This is a genomic window from Methylosinus sp. H3A, from assembly GCF_015709455.1.
GTDB lineage: Bacteria > Pseudomonadota > Alphaproteobacteria > Rhizobiales > Beijerinckiaceae > Methylosinus.
Map to the genome: position 1 here is coordinate 1,222,977 of NZ_JADNQW010000005.1, position 20,220 is coordinate 1,243,196.

General features: G+C 65.9%; 19 protein-coding genes. 8 read left to right on the forward strand and 11 right to left on the reverse strand.

Going from position 1 to position 20,220, the window contains the following annotated elements; all coding sequences use genetic code 11:
- Positions 1-4: 4 nt before the first annotated feature.
- The gene (locus IY145_RS08790) at positions 5-883 is read left to right on the forward strand and encodes an anti-sigma factor (protein ID WP_196407864.1); all 879 of its coding nucleotides are present in this window, start codon (positions 5-7) and stop codon (positions 881-883) included.
- 211 nt (positions 884-1,094) lie between these two features.
- Complete coding sequence (locus IY145_RS08795) at positions 1,095-3,017, forward strand: acyltransferase family protein (RefSeq protein ID WP_196407865.1); 1,923 nt, start codon at positions 1,095-1,097, stop codon at positions 3,015-3,017.
- A 4-nt stretch (positions 3,018-3,021) separates the two neighbouring features.
- On the opposite strand, the gene IY145_RS08800 is transcribed toward IY145_RS08795, so the two are convergent.
- The 3 genes from IY145_RS08800 to IY145_RS08810 form a co-directional block, all read right to left on the reverse strand.
- The gene (locus IY145_RS08800; RefSeq protein WP_196407866.1) at positions 3,022-3,474 is read right to left on the reverse strand and encodes a DUF2147 domain-containing protein; all 453 of its coding nucleotides are present in this window, start codon (positions 3,472-3,474) and stop codon (positions 3,022-3,024) included.
- A gap of 69 nt (positions 3,475-3,543) precedes the next feature.
- On the reverse strand, positions 3,544-3,972 hold the full coding sequence (locus tag IY145_RS08805; RefSeq protein WP_196407867.1) for an anthrone oxygenase family protein: 429 nt from the start codon (positions 3,970-3,972) through the stop codon (positions 3,544-3,546).
- Positions 3,973-4,022: 50 nt separating this feature from the next.
- Positions 4,023-5,087 (reverse strand): GSCFA domain-containing protein, encoded by a 1,065-nt coding sequence (locus IY145_RS08810; protein WP_196407868.1) that lies wholly within the window; start codon positions 5,085-5,087, stop codon positions 4,023-4,025.
- Between the two features lie 218 nt (positions 5,088-5,305).
- Here IY145_RS08810 and IY145_RS08815 point away from each other — a divergent pair, with 218 nt between their 5' ends.
- Positions 5,306-6,352 carry a WcbI family polysaccharide biosynthesis putative acetyltransferase gene (locus tag IY145_RS08815; protein WP_196407869.1) on the forward strand — a complete coding sequence of 349 codons (1,047 nt, stop codon included), beginning with the start codon at positions 5,306-5,308 and terminating at the stop codon, positions 6,350-6,352.
- A 72-nt stretch (positions 6,353-6,424) separates the two neighbouring features.
- Here the strand turns inward: IY145_RS08815 and IY145_RS08820 are convergent, their stop codons facing one another.
- From IY145_RS08820 to IY145_RS08830, 3 genes are all read right to left on the reverse strand, one after another.
- Positions 6,425-7,687, reverse strand: coding sequence for a polyhydroxyalkanoate depolymerase (locus tag IY145_RS08820; RefSeq protein WP_196407870.1), 1,263 nt, complete (start codon positions 7,685-7,687; stop codon positions 6,425-6,427).
- A 159-nt stretch (positions 7,688-7,846) separates the two neighbouring features.
- Entirely contained in the window at positions 7,847-8,833 is a 987-nt protein-coding gene (gene cbiB / locus IY145_RS08825) for an adenosylcobinamide-phosphate synthase CbiB (protein ID WP_196407871.1), read from the reverse strand.
- A gap of 3 nt (positions 8,834-8,836) precedes the next feature.
- Positions 8,837-9,388, reverse strand: coding sequence for a YbhB/YbcL family Raf kinase inhibitor-like protein (locus IY145_RS08830; RefSeq protein ID WP_196407872.1), 552 nt, complete (start codon positions 9,386-9,388; stop codon positions 8,837-8,839).
- Between the two features lie 97 nt (positions 9,389-9,485).
- Between IY145_RS08830 and IY145_RS08835 the strand changes: the two genes are divergently transcribed.
- The 3 genes from IY145_RS08835 to IY145_RS08845 all read left to right on the forward strand — a co-directional run bounded on the left by IY145_RS08835 (position 9,486) and on the right by IY145_RS08845 (position 12,633).
- A complete protein-coding gene (locus tag IY145_RS08835; RefSeq protein WP_196410468.1) occupies positions 9,486-10,631 on the forward strand; it encodes a cobalt-precorrin-5B (C(1))-methyltransferase in 1,146 nt (381 codons plus the stop codon).
- On the forward strand, positions 10,628-12,073 hold the full coding sequence (locus tag IY145_RS08840) for an MDR family MFS transporter (RefSeq protein WP_196407873.1): 1,446 nt from the start codon (positions 10,628-10,630) through the stop codon (positions 12,071-12,073). The genes IY145_RS08835 and IY145_RS08840 overlap by 4 nt, the downstream gene beginning before the upstream one ends.
- A gap of 152 nt (positions 12,074-12,225) precedes the next feature.
- The gene (locus tag IY145_RS08845) at positions 12,226-12,633 is read left to right on the forward strand and encodes a hypothetical protein (protein ID WP_196407874.1); all 408 of its coding nucleotides are present in this window, start codon (positions 12,226-12,228) and stop codon (positions 12,631-12,633) included.
- Between the two features lie 466 nt (positions 12,634-13,099).
- Here IY145_RS08845 and IY145_RS08850 read toward each other — a convergent pair whose 3' ends face one another.
- Positions 13,100-13,933: a molybdenum storage protein subunit alpha gene (locus IY145_RS08850; protein ID WP_196407875.1), complete on the reverse strand. Its 834-nt coding sequence runs from the start codon at positions 13,931-13,933 to the stop codon at positions 13,100-13,102.
- 9 nt (positions 13,934-13,942) lie between these two features.
- Positions 13,943-14,755, reverse strand: coding sequence for a uridine kinase (locus tag IY145_RS08855; RefSeq protein WP_196407876.1), 813 nt, complete (start codon positions 14,753-14,755; stop codon positions 13,943-13,945).
- A 406-nt stretch (positions 14,756-15,161) separates the two neighbouring features.
- On the opposite strand from IY145_RS08855, the gene IY145_RS08860 reads away from it, so the two are divergent.
- Positions 15,162-17,012, forward strand: coding sequence for an alkaline phosphatase family protein (locus IY145_RS08860; RefSeq protein ID WP_196407877.1), 1,851 nt, complete (start codon positions 15,162-15,164; stop codon positions 17,010-17,012).
- Between the two features lie 138 nt (positions 17,013-17,150).
- On the opposite strand, the gene IY145_RS08865 is transcribed toward IY145_RS08860, so the two are convergent.
- Complete coding sequence (locus IY145_RS08865) at positions 17,151-17,552, reverse strand: hypothetical protein (RefSeq protein WP_196407878.1); 402 nt, start codon at positions 17,550-17,552, stop codon at positions 17,151-17,153.
- Positions 17,553-17,744: 192 nt separating this feature from the next.
- Positions 17,745-18,848, reverse strand: a complete 1,104-nt coding sequence (locus tag IY145_RS08870; RefSeq protein WP_196407879.1) for a DUF4424 family protein — start codon at positions 18,846-18,848, stop codon at positions 17,745-17,747.
- 194 nt (positions 18,849-19,042) lie between these two features.
- Here IY145_RS08870 and IY145_RS08875 point away from each other — a divergent pair, with 194 nt between their 5' ends.
- A complete protein-coding gene (locus IY145_RS08875; RefSeq protein ID WP_196407880.1) occupies positions 19,043-19,540 on the forward strand; it encodes a PAAR domain-containing protein in 498 nt (165 codons plus the stop codon).
- Between the two features lie 25 nt (positions 19,541-19,565).
- Here IY145_RS08875 and IY145_RS08880 read toward each other — a convergent pair whose 3' ends face one another.
- Entirely contained in the window at positions 19,566-20,216 is a 651-nt protein-coding gene (locus IY145_RS08880; RefSeq protein WP_196407881.1) for a DUF4384 domain-containing protein, read from the reverse strand.
- Positions 20,217-20,220 lie beyond the last annotated feature (4 nt).

Genomic DNA, 20,220 nt, shown 5'->3' on the forward strand with positions numbered 1-20,220 from the left:
GCACATGAGCCCCAGGGAGCATGTCGACGAATCGGACCTGCACGCTTTCGTCGATGGCGAGCTCGACGCCGAAAATCGTCGGCGCATAGAGGATCATCTGCACAGCCACGCCGAGGACGCCGCGCTCGTCGAGGGCTGGCGACGGCAGAATGCGGCGCTGCGCGCGGCTTTCGCGCAGACGGTGAAGGAGCCCGTGCCCGCCGGGCTGCGAACGGCTTCGGTAACGAGTCTGACGCGCAGCTTCGGCTCGGGCGTCAATTGGGCGCGCTTCAGCCCGAGCAAGGGCGCCTCGCTTCGGGCCATGCGGCGTTCGGACACCAGCCGCAGGCTCCCGCGCCGGCCGGCGATCGTGATGTCGCTGCTGACGCTGCTCGCCGGCGCCGTTGTGGCCGGCGCGGCGCTGCTCGCCTTCACCGGCCCCGCCTCGCCGCCTGCGCCTGCGCAGCGCGCGATCATCGAGCCGCCGGGCCTCGTCGCCCACGCCCAGCTCGCCTATCAGACCTTCGCGCAGGATGCGCGGCCCGTGGAGATCGGCGCCGACCGCAAAGCCGAGCTCTCGACCTGGCTCGGCGAGCGCGCCGGCTTCGGGCGCCTGCCCGATCTCTCCGCCGCCGGCCTCGAGCTCATCGGCGGCCGGCTCGTTCCGGGCGTGCTCGCGCCGGCCGGCCTGCTGATCTACCAATCCTCCGCCGGCGCCAAGGTGGCGCTCTATTTCGAGCGCGCCGGCGGCGAGCGCCCGTCGGCCGCCCCGCCCAAGACCGCGCCCGGCCTTTCCGCGGTGGAGTGGCGAGCCGTGGGTTTCGCCTTCATCCTCATCGGCCCGCTCGCCGTCGAGACGGCGCGGACCGCGGCCGAGAGCGCCGCCACACAGGCGAGCCACTGACGCCTTTTTCCCTCTGAGCCGCCGAGGATGCGAGCCGGGAGGCTCGCATCGCCTCCCCCGGAAGCAAGACGCGCGAGCGCGAGCGCTGCTCGCGCCAGTTGGCATGTTTCCTTCAACCAATGGCGCGAGCCGTCGGGAATCGTCCCCGATTGGCACATGATTTCAGTGGCCCCTGCGGCCGCGACGTCGAATTGTTTCGAAAGGATCGGGCATGTCCGACAGCAGCGTGAGCGGAAACGAGGAAATCCGCGCCGTCAAATATTTGCGGGCGGCCGCGGCAATCCTCGTCGTCTTCATTCATACCGGCGTCTATACCGAGCAATTCTACTGGCCGACGCCGCGCGCCTTCGGCGCAGCCGGAGTCGATCTGTTCTTCGTGATCAGCGGCTTCATCATGATGGTCGTCACCGCGCAGCGGCCGACCGGACCCGGCGAATTTCTGGCGCGCCGTCTCATTCGCGTCGCGCCGCTCTATTGGCTCTTCACTCTCGCCATATTGGCCGTCTGCCTCGCCTGGCCCGCGGCCATGCTGCACAATCTCGTGACATTCGACCATATCGCGCTGTCGCTGCTGTTCATCCCGCATTTCAATCCGCTCGAGGACAATTACACGCCCTTCTTCAAGCTGGGCTGGACGCTCAATTACGAGATCTATTTCTATTTCGTCTTCGCGGCGTTGCTGGTCCTTCGCTCCATCCGCCTGCGGCTGGCGATTCTCGCTTTTCTGTTCTCTGCGGCGACGGCCTTTTATCTCGCGGTCCTGCCGACGAACCCCTTCCTGCACATCTATTGCAATCCGATCGTGCTCGAATTCGTCATCGGCGCGGCGGTCGGCTATCTCTACGTGCGGGGGAAAGCGGCCAAGATCGCGCCGGGCGCTGCGGCCGCCCTCATCGGCGGCGGCGCCTTCGTCATCGTCGTCTTGTTCGACTCGGATGATTTCGCGCGCGTCCGAACTGCGGGCCTCGCCTCGGCCGCGCTTTTGCTGGGCCTGCTGGCGACGGAGGCGCGGGGACGGCTCCCGCGCTCGCCCATGCTCATGCTGCTCGGCGACGCCTCCTATTCCATCTATCTCGCGCATCCGATCGTGCTGACGCTCGCCCGCATCGGCGCGCGCGCGCTGCATCTGCCGGTCGAGCGGCCGCTCGCCGGCATGGTCGCGGTCGTTTCGACGCTGGCGCTCTCGATCGCCGCGGGCGTCGTCGTTCATCTGCTCGTCGAAAAGCCGATGCTGGCCGTTCTGCGCCGCCGCCTGCTGCGGCGCGCGAGCGAGCGGACGGCCGCCGTCGCCGCGCCTTCGCTCGAGCACGGCGCGGCCCGGCGCGCGGGCGTCGCCGCGTTGTTACTCTGCGCGTTCGGCGTCGCGGCCATCGCGCTTGCAGAGCGAGGCGTCGCCGCCGAGCAGAAGCACACGCCGGCGCGGCTCGTCCATGAGGAGGATTTTGCGCGCGCCGGCGCGCTGGACGATAATTTCTGGTCCTATGAGATCGGCTTCATCCGCAATCGCGAGGAGCAATATTACCGGCCGTCGAATGTTTTCGTCGCCGATGGCGCGCTGGTGCTGGAAGGGCGCGCGGAAGGCGTCGTGAACGCGCGCTACGATCGCGCCTCGAGCGACTGGACGCGCTCGACGCTCTGCGCGGAATTCACCTCCGGCAGCATCGTCTCGCGTCGCTCCATGCGCTATGGCTCCGTCGAGATCGTCGCGCGCGCGCCGAAAGGCGCCGGCACCTGGCCGGCGATCTGGATGCTCGGCGAGGATGGCGCGCCCTATCGCGAGATCGATATTCTGGAGGCGGTCGGCAAGCAGCCCGACATCGTCTTCACCAGCGCACACGCCGGGCCGACGCTGGATCAGCTGACCAATTGGTCGGCCGAGACCAATGTGCCGACGCTCTCCTCACAATGGCACAGCTATCGGCTGGATTGGAGCTCCGAGACGATCGCCGTCTCCATCGACGGCCGCCGCGTGCTCGCCGTCGCGCCGCGCGGCGCCGACGATCCGCTGCGGCGACCGATGCATATTCGCATCAATCTCGCGCTCGGCGGCTCCTGGGGCGGCCCCATCGACAAGAGCGCGCTGCCGGCGCGGTTCGAGATCAAATCGATCCGCGTCTATTCCAACGAGACCTGACACATTATCTCAGATCGGCGTCGACCATGGCGTGCGCCGCCGGCGGCGCGGAGACGCGCGTCCAGGTCTCGTCGCTGCACAGCATGCCCCACAGGCACCCTTTCAGCGTCAATCGCGTCGGGCTCTTGACGGTGATGAATCCGTCATAGGTCTTGCCGTCCTCGACATTGAACAGCTGGCCCGCCCATTCATTGGGCCCGGTCTGCTTGGCGCCGCGCAGGATCACCGCGCCGATGGAGGAGCGATCCTCGGCGTTCTGCGCGGCGACGACCTTGGCGCAGAGCTTGCCGGACTCGCAATCATAGAAGCTGAACTGCACGCCGCCTTCCGGCCGCAGCCAGACGCCGCGCGGATCATTGGTCGAAGCGCCGGCTGCGGGACTCGCGGCCAGAGCGGCGGCCGCCAAAAGCGCGCAGGCGGATGGCGCGAGAACATCGCGGGCGAAAGAGCGCGTCATGTCGATCCTCCTTCTGCTGTGGAAGAGGAGGATCGACGATCATCTTGTCGAATCTTCGGCCGCGCCGCCTCAGCCGCTGGCGAAGACGAAGAGCGCCGTCGCCGACGCGCCGAGCGCGGTGAGCGCCTGCTCCAGAGCGCCCCAGAGCACGATCGACTTGCGCGCGTCGGCGCGGTCCTCGGCGGCGATGAGGGCGAGAATGCGGTTATTGAGCGGCACGATCGCGTAGAACATGAAAGGCCATGCGGCGATGATCGCCGCCGCTCCGGCGAGCCAGCGCACATCGTCCGAGGTCTTGTAATCGATGAAGCCGAGGATCGCCGAGACGAGCGAGAGGCCGGCGAGCAGCGCGAAGCCGCGATGGTCGGAGGTCTCCCATTCCTCGATGAGCGCTTTGTCGTCGAGCTTCAGCCGCGCGGGCTGCTCGACGAAATTGACGTAGAGAGACGCCCCTGTGAAGGCGCCGGCGACGGCGAGAGCGAGCGAGCCCGTGACCATGAGGCGTCATCCTCCGTTCGACCTGCAACGGACGATATATAAGCTCTAGGTCACGCGGTTTCGATCGCCTCTTCGTCGCAGACGATGCGGGAATTACTCTCCGCCTCCGCCGCCACGTCGAATTTCAGCGGCTCGATCTTGGCCGTCTGCGTCTCGCGCTCGGTGAAATGGTCGAAGAACATTCGCATCGTCTGGCCGATGCCGAAGGAATTTATGCGCCGCACATCGTCCCGGTAGAAGCGCGCGACATTGGGCGGCGCCGTGGCGACGTCGTAGGACGGGAAATAGGCGATGTTGGGCCGCGCGCGCACCACCTCGTCGGCCGCGGCGCGCAAAATCGCCTTGATCGCCGAATTGGCCTCGAGCACATGGCGATTCTCGTAAGTGGCGATGATGCCCACCGGCGAGACGCTGAGAATGATGCGCGAATTCGGATTGACCGAGCGAATGCGATCGACGGAGGCGAGGAAGTCGCGCACCACCTCCGACACCGTCATGTTGTGGAAGGCGAAGACCGACGGATCCCAGACGCCGCCGGCGACGCCGGGCGCCTGCTGCAGCACCGCGCCGTCGCTGCGGCAGCGCCAGGATTCGGTATGGCCGAAGGTGAAGATGAAGACGTCCATCGTCTCGAACATTTTGCGCACGGCGGCAAAATGCCGCTCGCGCTCGGCGAGCATGTCGTCGATCGAGTCATAGCCGTCCGGCTCTATGCTCGGGCGGAACGGATCGACGATGCGGCCGTCCTCCTGGCGCACCCAATGCACGAGCTCGGGCTCGAGCGTCCCATAAGCGCGGTCGAACAGCTGGAGCAGCGCCGTCGTGGTGTAGAGATTGCCGTAGCGGCAGGAATACATCGAATAATTGCGCCGCTCCGCCTCGGCGGCGGACATGCCCTCCGGCGGCTGCTCGGCGAGATAATAGTGGTAGCCGCTCGCCTTTAGTTTCTGAGCGATTTCTTGCGCGAAACAACTCCCGCCGGTCGCCACTCTGTCTTTCAAAGAGATTTTGAAAGGGGTGGAGAGAATCGGGTCGATCGCGAAGGGCGGCGTCTGCGTCACCGCCTTGCGCCAGAAGCGATGGTCGGGTAGGGAGCTATAGGGATGTTCCGCCAATTGTCGGTCTCCTGGAAAGCCGCCGGCCATCGCGGCTCGTCGAGCCGGTTCATCGAAAGACGCGCGGTCCGCCTCGTAGAGGCGAAGACGGCGCGCCGGGATCGGGATGAATGCGGCGGCCTCATCGATGCGTCCGGGAGCATAGACGGCGACCGGGCGCTTGTCATCCTACGGCGCCGACTTGATTTCGGGCCGCGACACAACGGCATCACGCGCGCATGTTGTCTCAGATCGACCGACAGATCATCCGCTCCTGGTACAATCACCTCGTCGCGCCGCGGCTCGCGCCCTTCTATTCGAAGGGCCCGCGCCTCACCGGGCCGAGCATCGCCGTCATCGGCAATTGCCAGGCTTTCGGCATCGCCTATGCGATGAAGCTGCTCGATCCGAGCGCGCGCGTCTCGCATTTCTCGGCGATCGGCAAGACGCTCGCCGATATGAAGCTGCTCGCGAAAACGCTCGCCACTTACGACTACGTGTTCAGCCACGAGTTTCTGCCCGGCCATGTGCGCGGCGGCGGCTCGGCGGAGCTCTGCGCGCTGCTCGACAGGGTGATCATGTTTCCGGCGATCACCTTCGCCGCCTTTCATCCCGATCTCGTCTATCTGCTCGACGCGACGCGCGGCCATGCGCCGACGATCGGCCCGGTCGGCCCCTATCATTCGGCGCTCGCCGTCTTCGCCTTCCGCCGCGGCCTCTCGGTCGAGGAGGCGCATGCGCTGTTCAACCGCAATGTCTATGAGGCGCTCGGCTATTTCGACGTGTGGAACGATGCGGTGACCGAGCTGGTCGAGGCGAGCAAGAGCAAATTCGACATCGACCTCTCGCCCGAGCTCTCGACCTGGGCGCGGCGCGGCGTGTTCATGTATTCGCTCGTACACCCCAAGCCCTTCGTGCTCTTCGATATCGCCAAGAAGCTCTTTGCGCGCGTGGGCCTGCCGACGCCGGCGGTCAACATCGACTATTATGCGATCGACGATCTCGGACGCGCGGAGATTTTTCCCATCTATCCGCCGATCGGCGAATGGTATGGCGTGCAGGGCAGCTACACCTTCAAGCTCGAGAATTATCATCTCTCGAGCGAGGTCGGCGAGTTCATCACGCTGCCGTATTATCTTTCCGAGTGCTACAAGGTCTATCGGCGCTGCACGCCCGCGCAGCTCACCCATCCGCGCATAGAGGCCTGGCTCGCCGATCCTTCCGCCGTCGGCCGCATCATCACGCTGGCGGGGGAGAATTTGCGCAAGGGGCTGCTGCCGGCGTGAGGCGCCGGCGCAGCGAAATAATCGAATCTCGACGCGCGATGCGAGCCTGAAGGCTCGCGGTCCAGGCCGGGCTCAGCCCTGCCTCGTCTCCACCCGCGTGAAGAAATCGCGAATGCGCGGAACGATGTCGCGGCGGAAGCGCGAGCCGTTGAACACGCCGTAATGGCCGACGCCCTCTTGCAGATAATGCTGCTTGCGGGCCTCCGGAATGTTCATGCAGAGTTCTTGCGCGGCAAAAGTCTGGCCGACGCCCGAGATGTCGTCCTTCTCGCCTTCCACCGTCAGAAGAGCGGTGCGCTGGACGGCGGAAAGATCGATGATCTCGCCACGATGGCGCAACTCGCCGCGCGGGATCTCGTGGCGGATGAACACCTTTTCCACCGTCTCCAGATAGAAGTCCGCGGCGAGGTCCATGACGGCGAGATATTCGTCGTAGAAATCGCGATGCTTCTCGGCGGAATCGCCGTCTCCCTCGACGAGATGGTTGAACATGTCGAAATGCGCGGCGACATGCCGCTCGATATTCATCGCCATGAAGCCGGAGAGCTGCAGAAAGCCCGGATAGACCTTGCGCCCGAGCCCCGCATGGGGAAAGGGCACCGTATGGATGCAATTCTGATGGAACCAGTCGACTCCGCGCTCCACCGCGAGGCGATTGACCGCCGTCGGGCTGCGGCGCGGATCGATCGGCCCGCCCATCAGCACCATGGATTCCGGCGCGTCGACGCCGCCCTCGCCATCCAGCGCCGCGACCGCGCAGATCAGCGGCACCGACGCCTGACAGACGCCGAGCGTATGCAGCGGCACGCCGTCGTCGCGCTTGGAGAGCAGACGCAGCGCATCGACGAGATAATCCACATAATCGTCGAGGCTGAAGACGCCCTTTTCGGTCGGCACCGAGCGGGCGTCGCACCAATCGGTGATGTAGACGTCATGGCTCGGCAGAAAGGCCTCGACCGTGCCGCGCAGCAGAGTGGCGTAATGGCCGGACATCGGCGCGACGATCAGCAGCTTGGACTGGCGCGGCGCGGCGTCCTGAAAGGCGCGGCGGAAATGCAGCAGCCGGCAGAAGGGGCGCTCCCAGACGACCTCCTCGACGATGGGCGTCGCGACGCCGTCGACGAGCGTCTCGGGCAGGCCGAAGGCGGGCTTGCCGTAACGACGCGTCATGCGCTCGAACAATTCCGCCGCCGCGGCGACGCTGCGCCCTACGGATGTGTGCGAGAAGGGATTGAACGGATTCTTGAAGGTCGTGAGCGTGGCGTCCGACATCGCCCGCGCCGGGGCGAACGCCAGATGCATCATCTCATAGAACTGGTACGACAGCCGATCCATCTCTCCATGCTCCCATTCATGCGCAGCAGCCGCCATTCGCGCTTTTGCTGCAACGCACAAAAAAGAAATTATAGCATAGTCAAGGTCACGGGAAATGAAATCTGACGTTGTTTTACGCGAGGCGCCGAATATTTTTCACTCCCTGCGCTTAAGCATCAGCTAAGCTGCCCATTTACTGAGCAGCAGCAGAGCGGCGCCTCCGAAACCGCAAATCGCCGTCGCCGCGGCGCATCTGAAAATCCGCAAGGCGCGGCGAATATCGGCCGGCGCCGCCTCCGCGCGCCCCGAGCCGAGCCAGGCGCCGTCGACCTCATGCGCTCCATAGGCGCGCGGTCCGCCGAGGCGTATCCCCAAGGCGCCGGCCATCGCCGCCTCCGGCCATCCGGCGTTGGGCGATGCGTGCGCGCTCGCGTCGCGGCGGCAGGTCGAGAGCGAAGCCCGGAAGGAGCCTCCCGTCATCGCGGCGCCTGATGCGACGAGGAGCGCAGAGAGGCGCGCCGCCGGGAGATTGAGGAGATCATCCAGCCGGGCGCTGGCCCAGCCGAACGCTTCATGTCGCATCGTCCTGTGGCCTATCATGCTGTCGGCCGTGTTCACAGCCTTGTATATGAGCGCGCCGGGCAAGCCGAACAAGGCCGTGGCGAGGGCGGGGCCGATCACGCCATCCGAGAAATTCTCGGCGAGACTTTCGATCGCCGCCCGGCTCACGCCGGCTCTATCGAGACGCGACACGTCGCGGCCGACGATCATCGCGACACTGGCGCGGCCACGCTCGAGCGATGCGCCGAGCGCATCCGCCACATCTCTCACATGCGAATAAAGGCTGCGCTGCGCATAGAGGCTCGACGTCACCACGGCGAGCGGAACGATGCCGAATGGCAAAGCGAGGCAGGCCCGCTGCAGCAGAAGGCCGGCGACGAGCGCGACCGAAACGACGACGAGGATCGCGCCGACGCCCGCGAGACGGCGCAAAAGAGCCGGCGCGCCATCGCGATTGAGCGCGCGGTCGAGCGCGGCGATCAGCGCGCCGATCCAGGTGACCGGATGGCCGATGGCGGCGAAAAGCCATTGCGGATAGCCGATCGCCGCCTCGATCGTGAGACCGAGCGCGGCGAGCGCGAGATTATCCGCGAGAGCGTCGAGCAAAGCTCAGCGGCCGTAGAGGCCGGTGAGGCTCGCCTTGGCGAGGACGTTCTGATTGACGATGAAGCCGACGAGCGAGGCCGTCGCGCCATCGGGCGCCTCCACCGTCTCGACGCCGAGCGCATAGATCGTGAAGACATAACGATGCGGCGGATCGCCGACCGGCGGACACGGGCCGCCCCAATGGGCGAAGCCGTAATCGCTGCGAATTTGCTTTGCGCCCGAAGGCAGGCCGGCGCCGTCCGGCGTTCCCGCGCCCTGCTTCAACCCACGCGCCTCGGCGGGGATATCGACGACGAGCCAATGCCAAAAGCCCGCGCCGCCGGTCGGCGCGTCGGGATCATGGCAGAAGAGCGCGAAGCTCTTGGTTCCGGCGGGCGGCTCGCTCCAACGCAGCTCCGGCGAGACATTGTCGCCCGTCCCGCCGAAGTCGTCGAAGACGAATTTGCGGTCGATGGTCGCGCCCTCGGCGATATCGGGGCTGGAGAGCGAAAAACCGCCGCCCGCGGCCTCCGCCGGCGCGAGGAAAATCTGGAAATCGAGGAGATTGCGCGTCATTTCGGCCCCCTGTCTCGCCCCTTCGGAATGAGGAGGCTTCTTCTAGTCCAACTCGCGCGCAGTGTCGCGCGGAGAGAATGCGGTTTATGTGTCGCCCATGACAGACGCGCCGCAAAGCCCGGACACGCCGAAAAAGCCGCCGCTGCGCCGCGGCTGGACCACGGGCGCCTGCGCCACGGCGGCGACGCGGGCCGCCTTCGTCGCGCTCGTCTCCGGCCGCGACCCGCCCGATCCGGTGGAGATCGGCCTGCCGGGCGGGAAGCGCGTCGCCTTCGCTCTAGCGAATTTTACGCGCGGCGCGGACTATGCGGAGGCCGGTGTGGTGAAGGACGCGGGCGATGACCCCGACGTCACCCATGGCGCGCTGATCCGCGCCCGCCTGCGCCGCGCGCCGCCGGGGACGGGCGTCGGCTTCGCCGCCGGGCCCGGCGTCGGCATGGTGACGCGCCCCGGCCTGCCGCTGCCGCCGGGAGAGCCGGCCATCAACCCCGTCCCCCGCGCCATGATGCGGCAGACGATCGAGGAGGCCGCCGCCGAGCTCGGCGTGACGCCGGACGCGATAATCGAAATCTCCGTCGACAGAGGCGAGGAGCTCGCCCGCTCGACGCTCAACGGGAGGCTCGGCATCATCGGCGGGCTCTCCATTCTCGGCACGACGGGAATCGTCGTGCCCTATTCCTGCTCCGCCTGGATCGACACCATCCATCGCGGGATCGACGTCGCCCTCGCCAGCGGCCTGCGCCATATCGCGGCCACCACCGGCTCCACCTCGGAAGAGGCCGTGCGCAAGCTCTACGGCCTGCCCGAGGAGGCGCTGATCGAGATGGGCGATTTCGCCGGCGGGCTGCTGAAATATTTGCGCGCGCACACGGTTCCGCGGGTGACGATCGCCGGCGGCTTCGCCAAGCTGACCAAGCTCGCGCAGGGACGGCTCGACCTCCATTCCGGCCGCTCCTCCGTCGATCTGGGCGATCTCGCGACGACGGCGCGCGCGGCGGGCGCGAACGAGGCGACGAGCGAGGCGATTCGCAACGCCAATAGCGCGCTCGAGGCGTTGGCCATCGCGAGCGCGGCCGGACTGGACCTCGCCTCGCCGATCGCGCGACGGGCCTTCGACACAGCCGCCCGCGCGCTCGGCAATCGCGCGACGGAGCTGGAAATCATCGTCGTCGGTCGCGACGGCGCCATACTCGCGCGCTCCAGCTTCCGACCCGCGATTCGAGCAGAGGACGAAACCGAGTGAACAAGCCCGCCACGGGATTTTCGCGCGCCGATCTGAGCAAGAGCGAAATTCTGATGATCATGGTCGGCCTCGGCCTCGCCATGCTGCTTTCGGCGCTCGATCAGACGATCGTCGCCACCGCTCTGCCGACGATCGGCCAAGACCTCGGCGATTTCGCGCATCTGCCCTGGATCGTCACCGCCTATCTCGTCGCCGCGACCGCGGTGACGCCGCTCTATGGCAAGCTCGCCGATATCCATGGCGTGCGCGTGATGCTGCTCATCGGCATTTTCACCTTCGTGCTCGGCTCCATCGCCTGCGCATTGTCGCCGAACATCACCGCGCTCGCCATCGCACGCGCCGTGCAGGGCATGGGCGGCGGCGGGCTCATCGCGCTGGCGCAGACCATCGTCGCCGATCTCGTCAGCGTGCGCGAGCGCGGCCGCGCGCTCACCTATTTTTCCGTCGTCTTCGCCGGCGCCAGCGTCGGCGGGCCGATCCTCGGCGGCGTCTTCGCCGAATATCTGCATTGGTCGCTGATCTTCTGGATCAATGTGCCGCTCGGCCTCGCGGCTTTCTTCATGACCTATTTCAAGCTGGCGCGGCTGCCGCTGCGCCGCCATCCGCATCGCGTCGATCTCGCCGGCGCGGCGCTGCTCGTCACCGCCTCGGTCGCCTCGCTGCTGGCGCTGTCCTGGGGCGGGGTGCGCTATCCCTGGGGCTCGGCGCCGGTTCTCGGCCTGCTCGCCACCGCGCTCATCGGCTGGGCGATCTTCGCCTGGCGCACCAAGACGGCGGAGGAGCCGCTGATCCCGCTCGCCGTGCTCGCCGACGACGTCATTCGCAACGCCATTCTCTCCGGCGGCTTCGGCCTCGGCACTTTCGTCGCGCTGACCATGTTCATGCCGATCTATTTCGAGGGCGCGCTGCGCCTTTCGGCCGATCAGTCCGGCCTCGCGCTGATCCCGCTCACCGTGGCGACAGTGACGGGCGCGACGATCTCCGGCCGACTGCTGAGCCGCGTGCGCCACTACAAAGCGGCGCCGCTCGCCGCTCTCGCTTTGGCCTTCGTCTCGCTGCTCGCAGCGCGGCAATTTCTCGTCGATCTGCCGCTGGCGGCGCTGGACGCGCTGCTGGCGATCGTCGGTCTCGGCGTCGGAACCATGCTGCCGGTGACGACAGTCTGCGTGCAGAGCGCGGCGCCGGGGCATAATCTCGGCACGGCGACGGCGGTGATGCAATTCTTCCGGCAGCTCGGCGCCGCGCTGATCGTCGCGGTCTTCGGCGCGATCGTCATCGGCGACGGCCATAATGCGCTGGCGGCGGAAGCGGCCACGGGCGCCGATGTCGAAGCGCTGCGCGAGACGTTCCGCACGGCGTTTCTCGTCGGCGCGATGTTCATCGCTGTGTGCTTCTTCTTCCTCGCGCGGATGGAGGAGAGGAATTTGCATGGGGAGGGGTGAGGGGGGAGTTGCGCTTTTTGAGCCTGAACGCGCTGGACGACTTTTGCCGCCGCTATCCATTGAAATCAGGGCGCCTGGCGGCCGTTCAAAGAGTTCACGGGCAATTAAAATAGCCCTGTGCGGCTTTGCTGCCCTGTGGCAGACTTACAGCTATGACCCTTGATGACCTTGCTGCTTCGCTACCGAACGGATTTCACGACTCAGTGTTGAAGGTCGTCACGATTGACTATGTAAACCGCAAGGCGAAGCTTTCACTTGAAATCTGGATGGCCGACGGCGATGCGTCCTCGGCTGCTGATCGTGAAGCATACAAGCAAGTAGAAGTGTCTCTGTCAGGTTTGTTTTTTTGGGTCTGCGAGCCGCCATGCACTGGCTACCCGTATGACGCTAAAGACGAAGTCGTGATCGACATCGGCGCGGTCGAGACGCTTGCCACGCCGCCATCTCCGGCATTACCTTCCGCGCCCGTGGGCTGCTTTGTCAGCTGGATATTCGTCAGGGCCTGGAATGCATTTATCTATGTCGCAGCTCACGATGCCAAACTGACATGGCTCGCCTAAACACTCGATGCAACTCATAAGGGCCGCTCTCATAGGGCAATCGGGTGAAGGGCAGCCACCCTCGCCCTCATGCTGAGGAGGCTCCGCAGGAGCCGTCTCGAAGCACGATGGCGAGCTCCAGAAGGCGGCGCATGAAGGCTTCCTCGTCCTTCGAGACGCCCGCTGCGCGGGCTCCTCAGGATGAGGAAACCTTCACCCGATCGTTCTGGCCTCTCTCACAGCCCGACAGTGAATGCAGCCGCGAAAACCGCCGTTCGTCTCTTACCCGTCATGCGTATGTCGCGAGCTCAATGAACGGATCGGTCGCAGCGCGACGAGAGTCGGAGCGTGTTCCATTCCGTCGGAATAGCGACGCCGCCTCGCAGATGCTCGACACTACCTTCTTCGTTCGTTCATAAGCGCCCGCTCGGCGCGGCGCGGGCAAAAGGCCGAAAGGCGCCTCCGCGCCCCTCGGCCCCCGCTCGTCTCAGCTGTTCCGCTGCGCGCCCGTATGCACGAGCGTGCCCACATGCTCGCCGCGCAGCGCCGCGGTGAGCCGGCCCGGGACCAGCCCGTTGACGATCTGCACGCGCTCGATATGACGCGCCGTCGCCATCACCTCCAGCATTGCGCGATCGAAAGGCAATGGGCCCTTCTGCTCGGCCAGCTCGGCGGCGCTCGTCTCGCGGATGAGCTGCGCCTTCTCGCCGCCGGGGGCCTTGGGATCGGCGGTGTAGACGCCGTCCACATCCTCGACGATGGTGAGGCCGGCGGCGCCATAGGCGTCGGCGAGCAGAAAGGCGCCCGTGTCGCCCCGATGCGGCGGAATGCGCGAGCCGGGGAACTCATGGTGGTGATAGGGCGGAAAGGCGCTGCCCACCACCGCGCGGGTCGCGGTCAGATGGATCGCGAGCTGCGTGGCGATCGTCGGATGCTCGACATAGGAGACGCCCTCCGGCGCGAGCAGCGAGGCCAGCATATGGCCGTTCTGCCCGGCCTCGCTCGCCGCGAGCGGCGCCAGCGAGCCCACCGGCAGGCCGAGATCGAGGCCGACGCCATAGACATGGCGGGCGCGCACGCCGGCGCCGGTGAGAATAAGCAGACGATGCTCGGGCAGGAGCTTTCGAATCTCGTCCACGATCGGAAGGATCGCCTCGGCGCCGCGATCCATGATGGAGCGGCCGCCGATCTTCACCACCTGCAGCCAGGGTAGGAGGCGGATCGGCCGCCGGCCGGCGACGGGACGCGTGAGCGAGCCGTCCAGCAGGGTCTGGCGCGCGAGCGGCGAGGCGACGTGCTTGATGCTGTCGGTTTTGGTCATGTTGAAATCTCAGCTCGCGGTGATGATGGTGCCGACATGCTCGCCGGCCAGGGCGCGGGTCAGATTGCCGGGGACGAGACCGTTGACGACCTGCACCTCGTGAATGTGACGCGCCGATTTCATGAGATCGAGCAGTGGGAATTCGAGGATCGAATCATGCAGCCCCTTGGCCTTCATCTCGTCGATGGAAATCTTCGGGATGAATTTCGCATTTTTGTCGGTCTTCGGATTGGCGGTGAAGAGGCCCTGCTCGTCCTTGACGAAGATCATCGCCTTGCAGCCGAATTGCTCGGCGACGAGGAAACAGCCGGCGTCGGTGCGATAGGGAGGAATGACGCCCTCGGCCGCCGGACGCATCCAGAGATTGTAAGGCGGCATGCCGCTGAACACGACGGCGTTCACCTCGGCGAGATAGAGCGGCACCGCCGAAAGCCCGGCGCCGTCCACCGCGGAGATGCCGTGCTTGGCGAGAAGCTGCCCCAGCATGGCGGCGTTCTGATCGGCGACCGAGGCGCCGAGCTGCGACAGCACGCCCGCCGGCAGGCCGAGCCCCGCCGCTATGGAGTAGAGGTGACGCGCCCGCGTGCCCGCGCCCGTGCCGATCAGCATCTTGTGGAGCTTGCGCGCGGCGACGATCTCCTCCACCAGCGGATAGACCGCCGCGCGACCGCGATCGATGACGCTCTGGCCGCCGATCTTGATCACCGTCGCATCCGGCAGGATGCGGAAATCCGTCGCCGTCTCCGTCGCCGCGAGAAGCTCCGCATCGGTCAGCGATCGCTGCATGAGGAGCGCCTCGAGCTCCGCTGTCGTATTGGCCATTAGGACGCCTTTCGTCGTTTCGCCTGATCGAACTCTGGTCGTGCGTCTGCGTACAACTCTCGGGAGTCGCTCGCAATATGTGAAAACGGCGCGCGTTCGACGCAAAGACTCGCCAAAAATGCGCTTCTCGCACTCGGCCGGAAAAAACAGCGAAAAACGCGCAATTCAATCGCTTCAGCTAGTCGCGCGATCGGCGCCGTCAAGGATGCGACACAGGCGCGCGCCCTGTCGCATCGTCGCGCCGCGAGCGCGAGCGCGAGACATTCCTCGCGGTCACGCGAGCTTCATTCGGCCGCCATCACGCTGATATCGGACGTCCCTAGTTTCGCTCACGGCGACGCTCGCAGCGATCGAGACGCCGCCACATCGAGCCGAGGTTCTTTTCTTTACGAACTCGAGGGCGACCATGAAAATTCGTTTGCTTTTGAAAACCGCCTGCCTCGCGACGACGGCGCTCACCGCGACCGCGAACGCCGATCCGGCGACGCGCACGCCGATCAAGCATGTCATCATCATCGTCGGCGAGAATCGCTCCTTCGACAATCTGTTCGGCGGCTATAAGCCCGTCGCCGGCCAGAGCGTCGACAATCTGCTGAGCAGAGGAATCATCGAGGCGGATGGAACGCCGGGCGTGAATTTCGCCAAGGCCGGGCAGAATATCGGCTCCGATCTCTATCATTATGAGGTCGTGACGCCGACGACCGGCGCCTACGCCACTCTGCCGCAGCCCTACACCACTTATGCGGCGGGCGTGCCCCAGGGCGTGCCGGATACGCGCTTTCCGGCCGATCTGCCCAACGGGCCCTATCAGATCAGCAAATATGTGCCCTACGCCGCCTATACCGGCGACCCTGTGCATCGCTTCTTCCAGATGTGGCAGCAGTGGGACGGCGGCAAGCTCGACAAATTCGTCTGGGTCGAGAAGACGATCGGCACGGGCTCCAACGGCAATCCGCCCGCCGGCTTCGATCCCAAGGAAGGCGCGATCTCCATGGGCTTCTTCAATATGAACGCCTATACGGATTCGCATGGCGTCGCGCAGACCGGCGACGCGCCCTATTTCAAGTCGCTCGCCGACACTTATGCGATCAGCGACAATTTTCATCAGGCGGTGATGGGCGGCACGGGCGCCAATTTCCAGGCGATCGTCACCGGCCATGCGGCCTTCTACACCAATCCGACGACCCTCGACGGCTCGCCGGCGACGCCTCCGACCAATCAGATCGAAAACCCCGATCCGGTCAGCGGCACGAATAATTATTACACGCAGGACGGCTATAGCGGCGGCTCCTATGTGAACTGCCACGATTTGTCGCAGCCGGGCGTCGCGGCGGTGGATCAGCAGCTGCGCGGCCATGGAGCCTATGAGCGCAAATGCGCGCCGGGGCATTATTATCTCGTCAACAACTACAATATGTATTGGAACCAGACGCCGTCGTCGACGCGCGCGCTCGGCGCGACCAAGTTCACCCTGCCGCCGCAGAAGGCCTCGACCATCGTCGATGTGCTGAACGCACATGGCGTGTCGTGGAAATATTACAGCTCCGACCGCGGCGACGATCCGACCGTCTTCGCCAATTCGGTCGATGGCGTGAACTTCCCCGTCGCGGGCGGCGCGCCCTTCCACGCCTATTGCGGCATTTGCGATCCGCTCACCGGCTATCTCCAGGTGATGACGACGGGCGAATACGCCAAGCTGCAGAACTACGGCGCCTTCCTGAAGGATTTGACCGACGGAACGCTGCCCGCCGTGTCATTCGTGCGTCCCTTCGAGGCCTTCGCCGCGCATCCGGCGGATTCGACCAGCCATCTCTATGAGCAGTTCCTGAAGACGCTGATCGCGCGCGTGCAGGGCTCCTCGGCCTGGGGCTCGAGCGCGGTCTTCATCACCACCGACGAAGGCGGCGGCTACTACGACTCGGGCTATATTCAGCCGGTCGACTTCTTCGGCGACGGCACGCGCATTCCGCTCGTCGTGGTCTCGCCCTACGCCAAGAAGGGCTATGTCGACCACACTTACTACGACCATGTCTCACTGCTGAAATTCATCGAGCGGAACTGGAAGCTGCCGGCGGTCTCGCATCTGAGCCGCGACAATCTGCCCAATCCGATCCCGTCTCGCGAGAATCCTTATATTCCCGTCAATCGGCCGGCGATCGGCGATCTCGTGAATCTCTTCGTCTTCTCCGATCACGATCGCGATGACGATGACGACGATCACGATCATCATCATCACCACCACGGCCGCGATCGCTGACGCGAAAGCGAAGCACGAGAACAAGGCCGCATCCGAAGGACGCGGCCTTTGTTTCATTCGTTCTCGCGAGCGAAACGAAAAAGGCCGCGCCACTCGGGCGCGGCCTTTGTCAGTCGACGAGGAAAACCGCGTCTTTGCTCAGAAGCCGACGCCCACCAGCACGAAGCGGGGGCAGGTGATCACTTCGCAGCGCCGCGGCGCGGGACGCAGCGCCTCCGCCACCGGCGTGGGAAGGATCGGCGCGCGCGCCTCGATGCGGCGGCGCGGCGGATGCGAATGATGCACGAGCCCGACCGGCCGCCGGAAGATATTGCGAATCTTGTGGTGGGCGACGGGCGTCGGCCGCGCGACGAACGTGCGCTCCACGATGGGAGGAAGCGGAGCGGTCTCCACGACCGGAACGGGCACGGAGGCGCCGACGTCGAGCTGGGCGACGGCAGTGGCGGCGATAATCATGTCCGCGGGCGTCGCGGCGGGCGCTTCGAGCGCCAGCGCGGAAAAAGAAAAGCAAGTGGCGAAGATCGCCGCAGCAAGCCGCATGGGCTCATCCTTTCGTCTTTGAAGTCGTCGCCTCGGGCGTTCGCCACCCCGGCCGTCGAAATCCGATAAACCACACGCGCTAAAAACCGCGTCGATATTACGACGCCAAAGCTCTTTCAAAAGCGTTCACGCTCTCGATGCCCGGCAAGCTAGCCGATTTCGGCCGCCTTGGCCAGCGCGTCCGGCAAACCGCTAGTCCTTCGGGCCGAGGAGAAGCACGCGCAGCAGACCGGAGGGCCGAAAATCGGCGGCGCGCATCTCGAAGGCGGTGGCGGAGATTTTCTTCAGATCGACGAGGCAGAAGCTCACGAGGCGTGTCGGCTTGCCCTTGTCCACGACGAGACGGAACTGGCGCACCGGAGCCGCCGGCGCGCCGGAGCCGAGATCGAAGGAGATGCGGCGCTCCTGCAGATCGCCGACATTGGCCTCCGGGAAAACGCGGATCGTCGGCTGTTTTCTCGCGGCGTCGGTCGCGGCGGGCTCCGGCGCGGCGCTCTCCGCGGCAGGAACGACGGTCTCGACCGCCGCCGCGCGACGCGCCGCGGCAGTGGAGACGATCTTGTCGACGCCCGCCAGAAAACTGCGGTCGAGGCAATAATCGGCGCGGCGGCGCTCCACCTCCTGCCCGAGTTCTTTCGACGAGCGCAGCGGCTCGCGCAGCACGGTGTCGCGCGCGACGCCGACGCTCGAGCGAAAACGATAGTCCACCAGCACGTTCTGCCCCGGCGCGAGCTCCAGCGCCCGCGACGCCGAGGCGCGGACCGACCAGCGCGGCGAATAAATCGGATTTCCCGCCGGATCGGTCCCATTCTCGACGATGAGCCCGTCCTTGACGAGGCGCGCGCGCGCATCCGCCGTCAGGCCGGCGAGCTTGTCGTGAAAGAGACCCACCGGAACGAGCGGAAGCCCGCTGCGGCGCAGGACCGCGGTCACATCCTTGCCCTCGACGACGGCGCTCTGCGCGACGGAGAGCGGGGCCGCCTTTTGATCGATGGTCGCGGCGAGGCCGACATAATTCACCGGGTCCGAGCCCGGAATGGACCATGCCGCATCGGGATCGGAAAAATCGATCTCGGGAAGCGGGAAGATCAGAGTCGTTCGCACCGGCGCCGAAGTCGGATTGACGATCCGATATTTGAGCGAGCTGTTCTGCGGGCCGAGCGCGAGCTCCATCGACTCCACGGTGAGCCCGGCCGCCTCGAGGCTCGCGAGCTCCGGCCCGCGATGGACGAGCTCCTGCAGCGTTTCCTCCGCCCGCGCCGGGCAAATGCCGAGCGCCAGAATCGTCGCCGCCAATCGGACGCTCCGGGGGAAGAGAAGACTCATCGAAAGCCGCCTTTCGTTGCGCGTGGTCGCGCCGCCTTGAAATGCCGGCGAGAATATCGTCTCCCGCGCAAAAGCGATATGGGCGCGCGCACAGCGCGGTTGACCTCGATGGCTTATGCAATAGGCTGACAGTCGTTATTCGAGATCATTGGAGGAGGGGACATATGGGCCGGCCTGCAGCGCGCGTGACCGATCCCGTGGCCCATCCTCTGCCGCCGGTGCTGACGCCCGGCCCCGGCAGCTTCAATGTGTTCATCGGCAAATTGCCGGCCTGGCGCGGCGTCGGCGGCGCGGCCGCGGCGGCGATCCAATCCGCGAAATCGGTTTCCGACACGACGATCCAGGTCGCGGAGGCGGCGACGCTCGCCGCCGCCGGCACGCCGGGCGCTCCCGCCGCCAAAGCGGCCGAGGAGGCGACCAAGGCCGCGGCGGCCGCCAGCATGGGATCGATGATCAGCGGAGCGGCCGGCGGCGCCGATATTCACATTTGCGCGACGCCGCTGCCGATCCCGCCGCATGGGCCGGGCGTGGTGGTGGACGGCTCCACCAGCGTCTTCATCAACGGCCTGCCCGCCTGCCGCCAGGGCGACACGATCGTCGAGGCCGTCGGGCCGCCGAACAAGATCACCATGGGCCTGCCGACGGTGCTCATCGGCGGTTAGACTACCGAGCCGCCACGCTCGCGCGTCACTTGATCCCGTAGAATTTCGTCGCGAAGGACCATTTTGGCGCGCGCGTCGGACGCTCGCCCTCGGCCGGCAGAATCTGCAGCATGCGCGTCGAATCCTTCACGAAATCGACGGCCTTGGTCTGGCCGGCGAGCGCCGCCGGCACATCCGGCAGATCGACGATCTGCAGCGGCGTGTCGCTCAATATCGCGACCACCATGCCGACGCCCGCCGGCGGCGAGGCGACGAAGCGATAGGCGGCCTTGCCGCCCGCCTCCGGCAGCGTCATCGACTGACCGGCTTTCAGGAAATTGGCTTTCTCGTCGACGCCCGCGGGATCGGCCAGCGTCACCATATTGGGAAAGATCTGCGCCAGCTTTCCCTGCGCGTCGACATCGACCAGAATGACATAGCCCGATTTCTCCGCCGTCACGCGAAAGCTCATCGGCGCGCCGAGCGCGAATTCCTCCTGCGGCAGCACCTCTATCCGCACGCCGGAGCCGGCGCCCTTGCCCGGCTCCTTGGGGATCGCCGGCGCTTGCGTCGGCGCCGCCGGCGCCTCGGCGGGCGGCTCGTCGAGAATCCGCACGGAACGGGTCGCGTCCCGCGGCTCGGCGACGACGACGCTGGAGAAGACGCAGAGAAAGCCGAGACAAAGACGTCGCATCATTGTT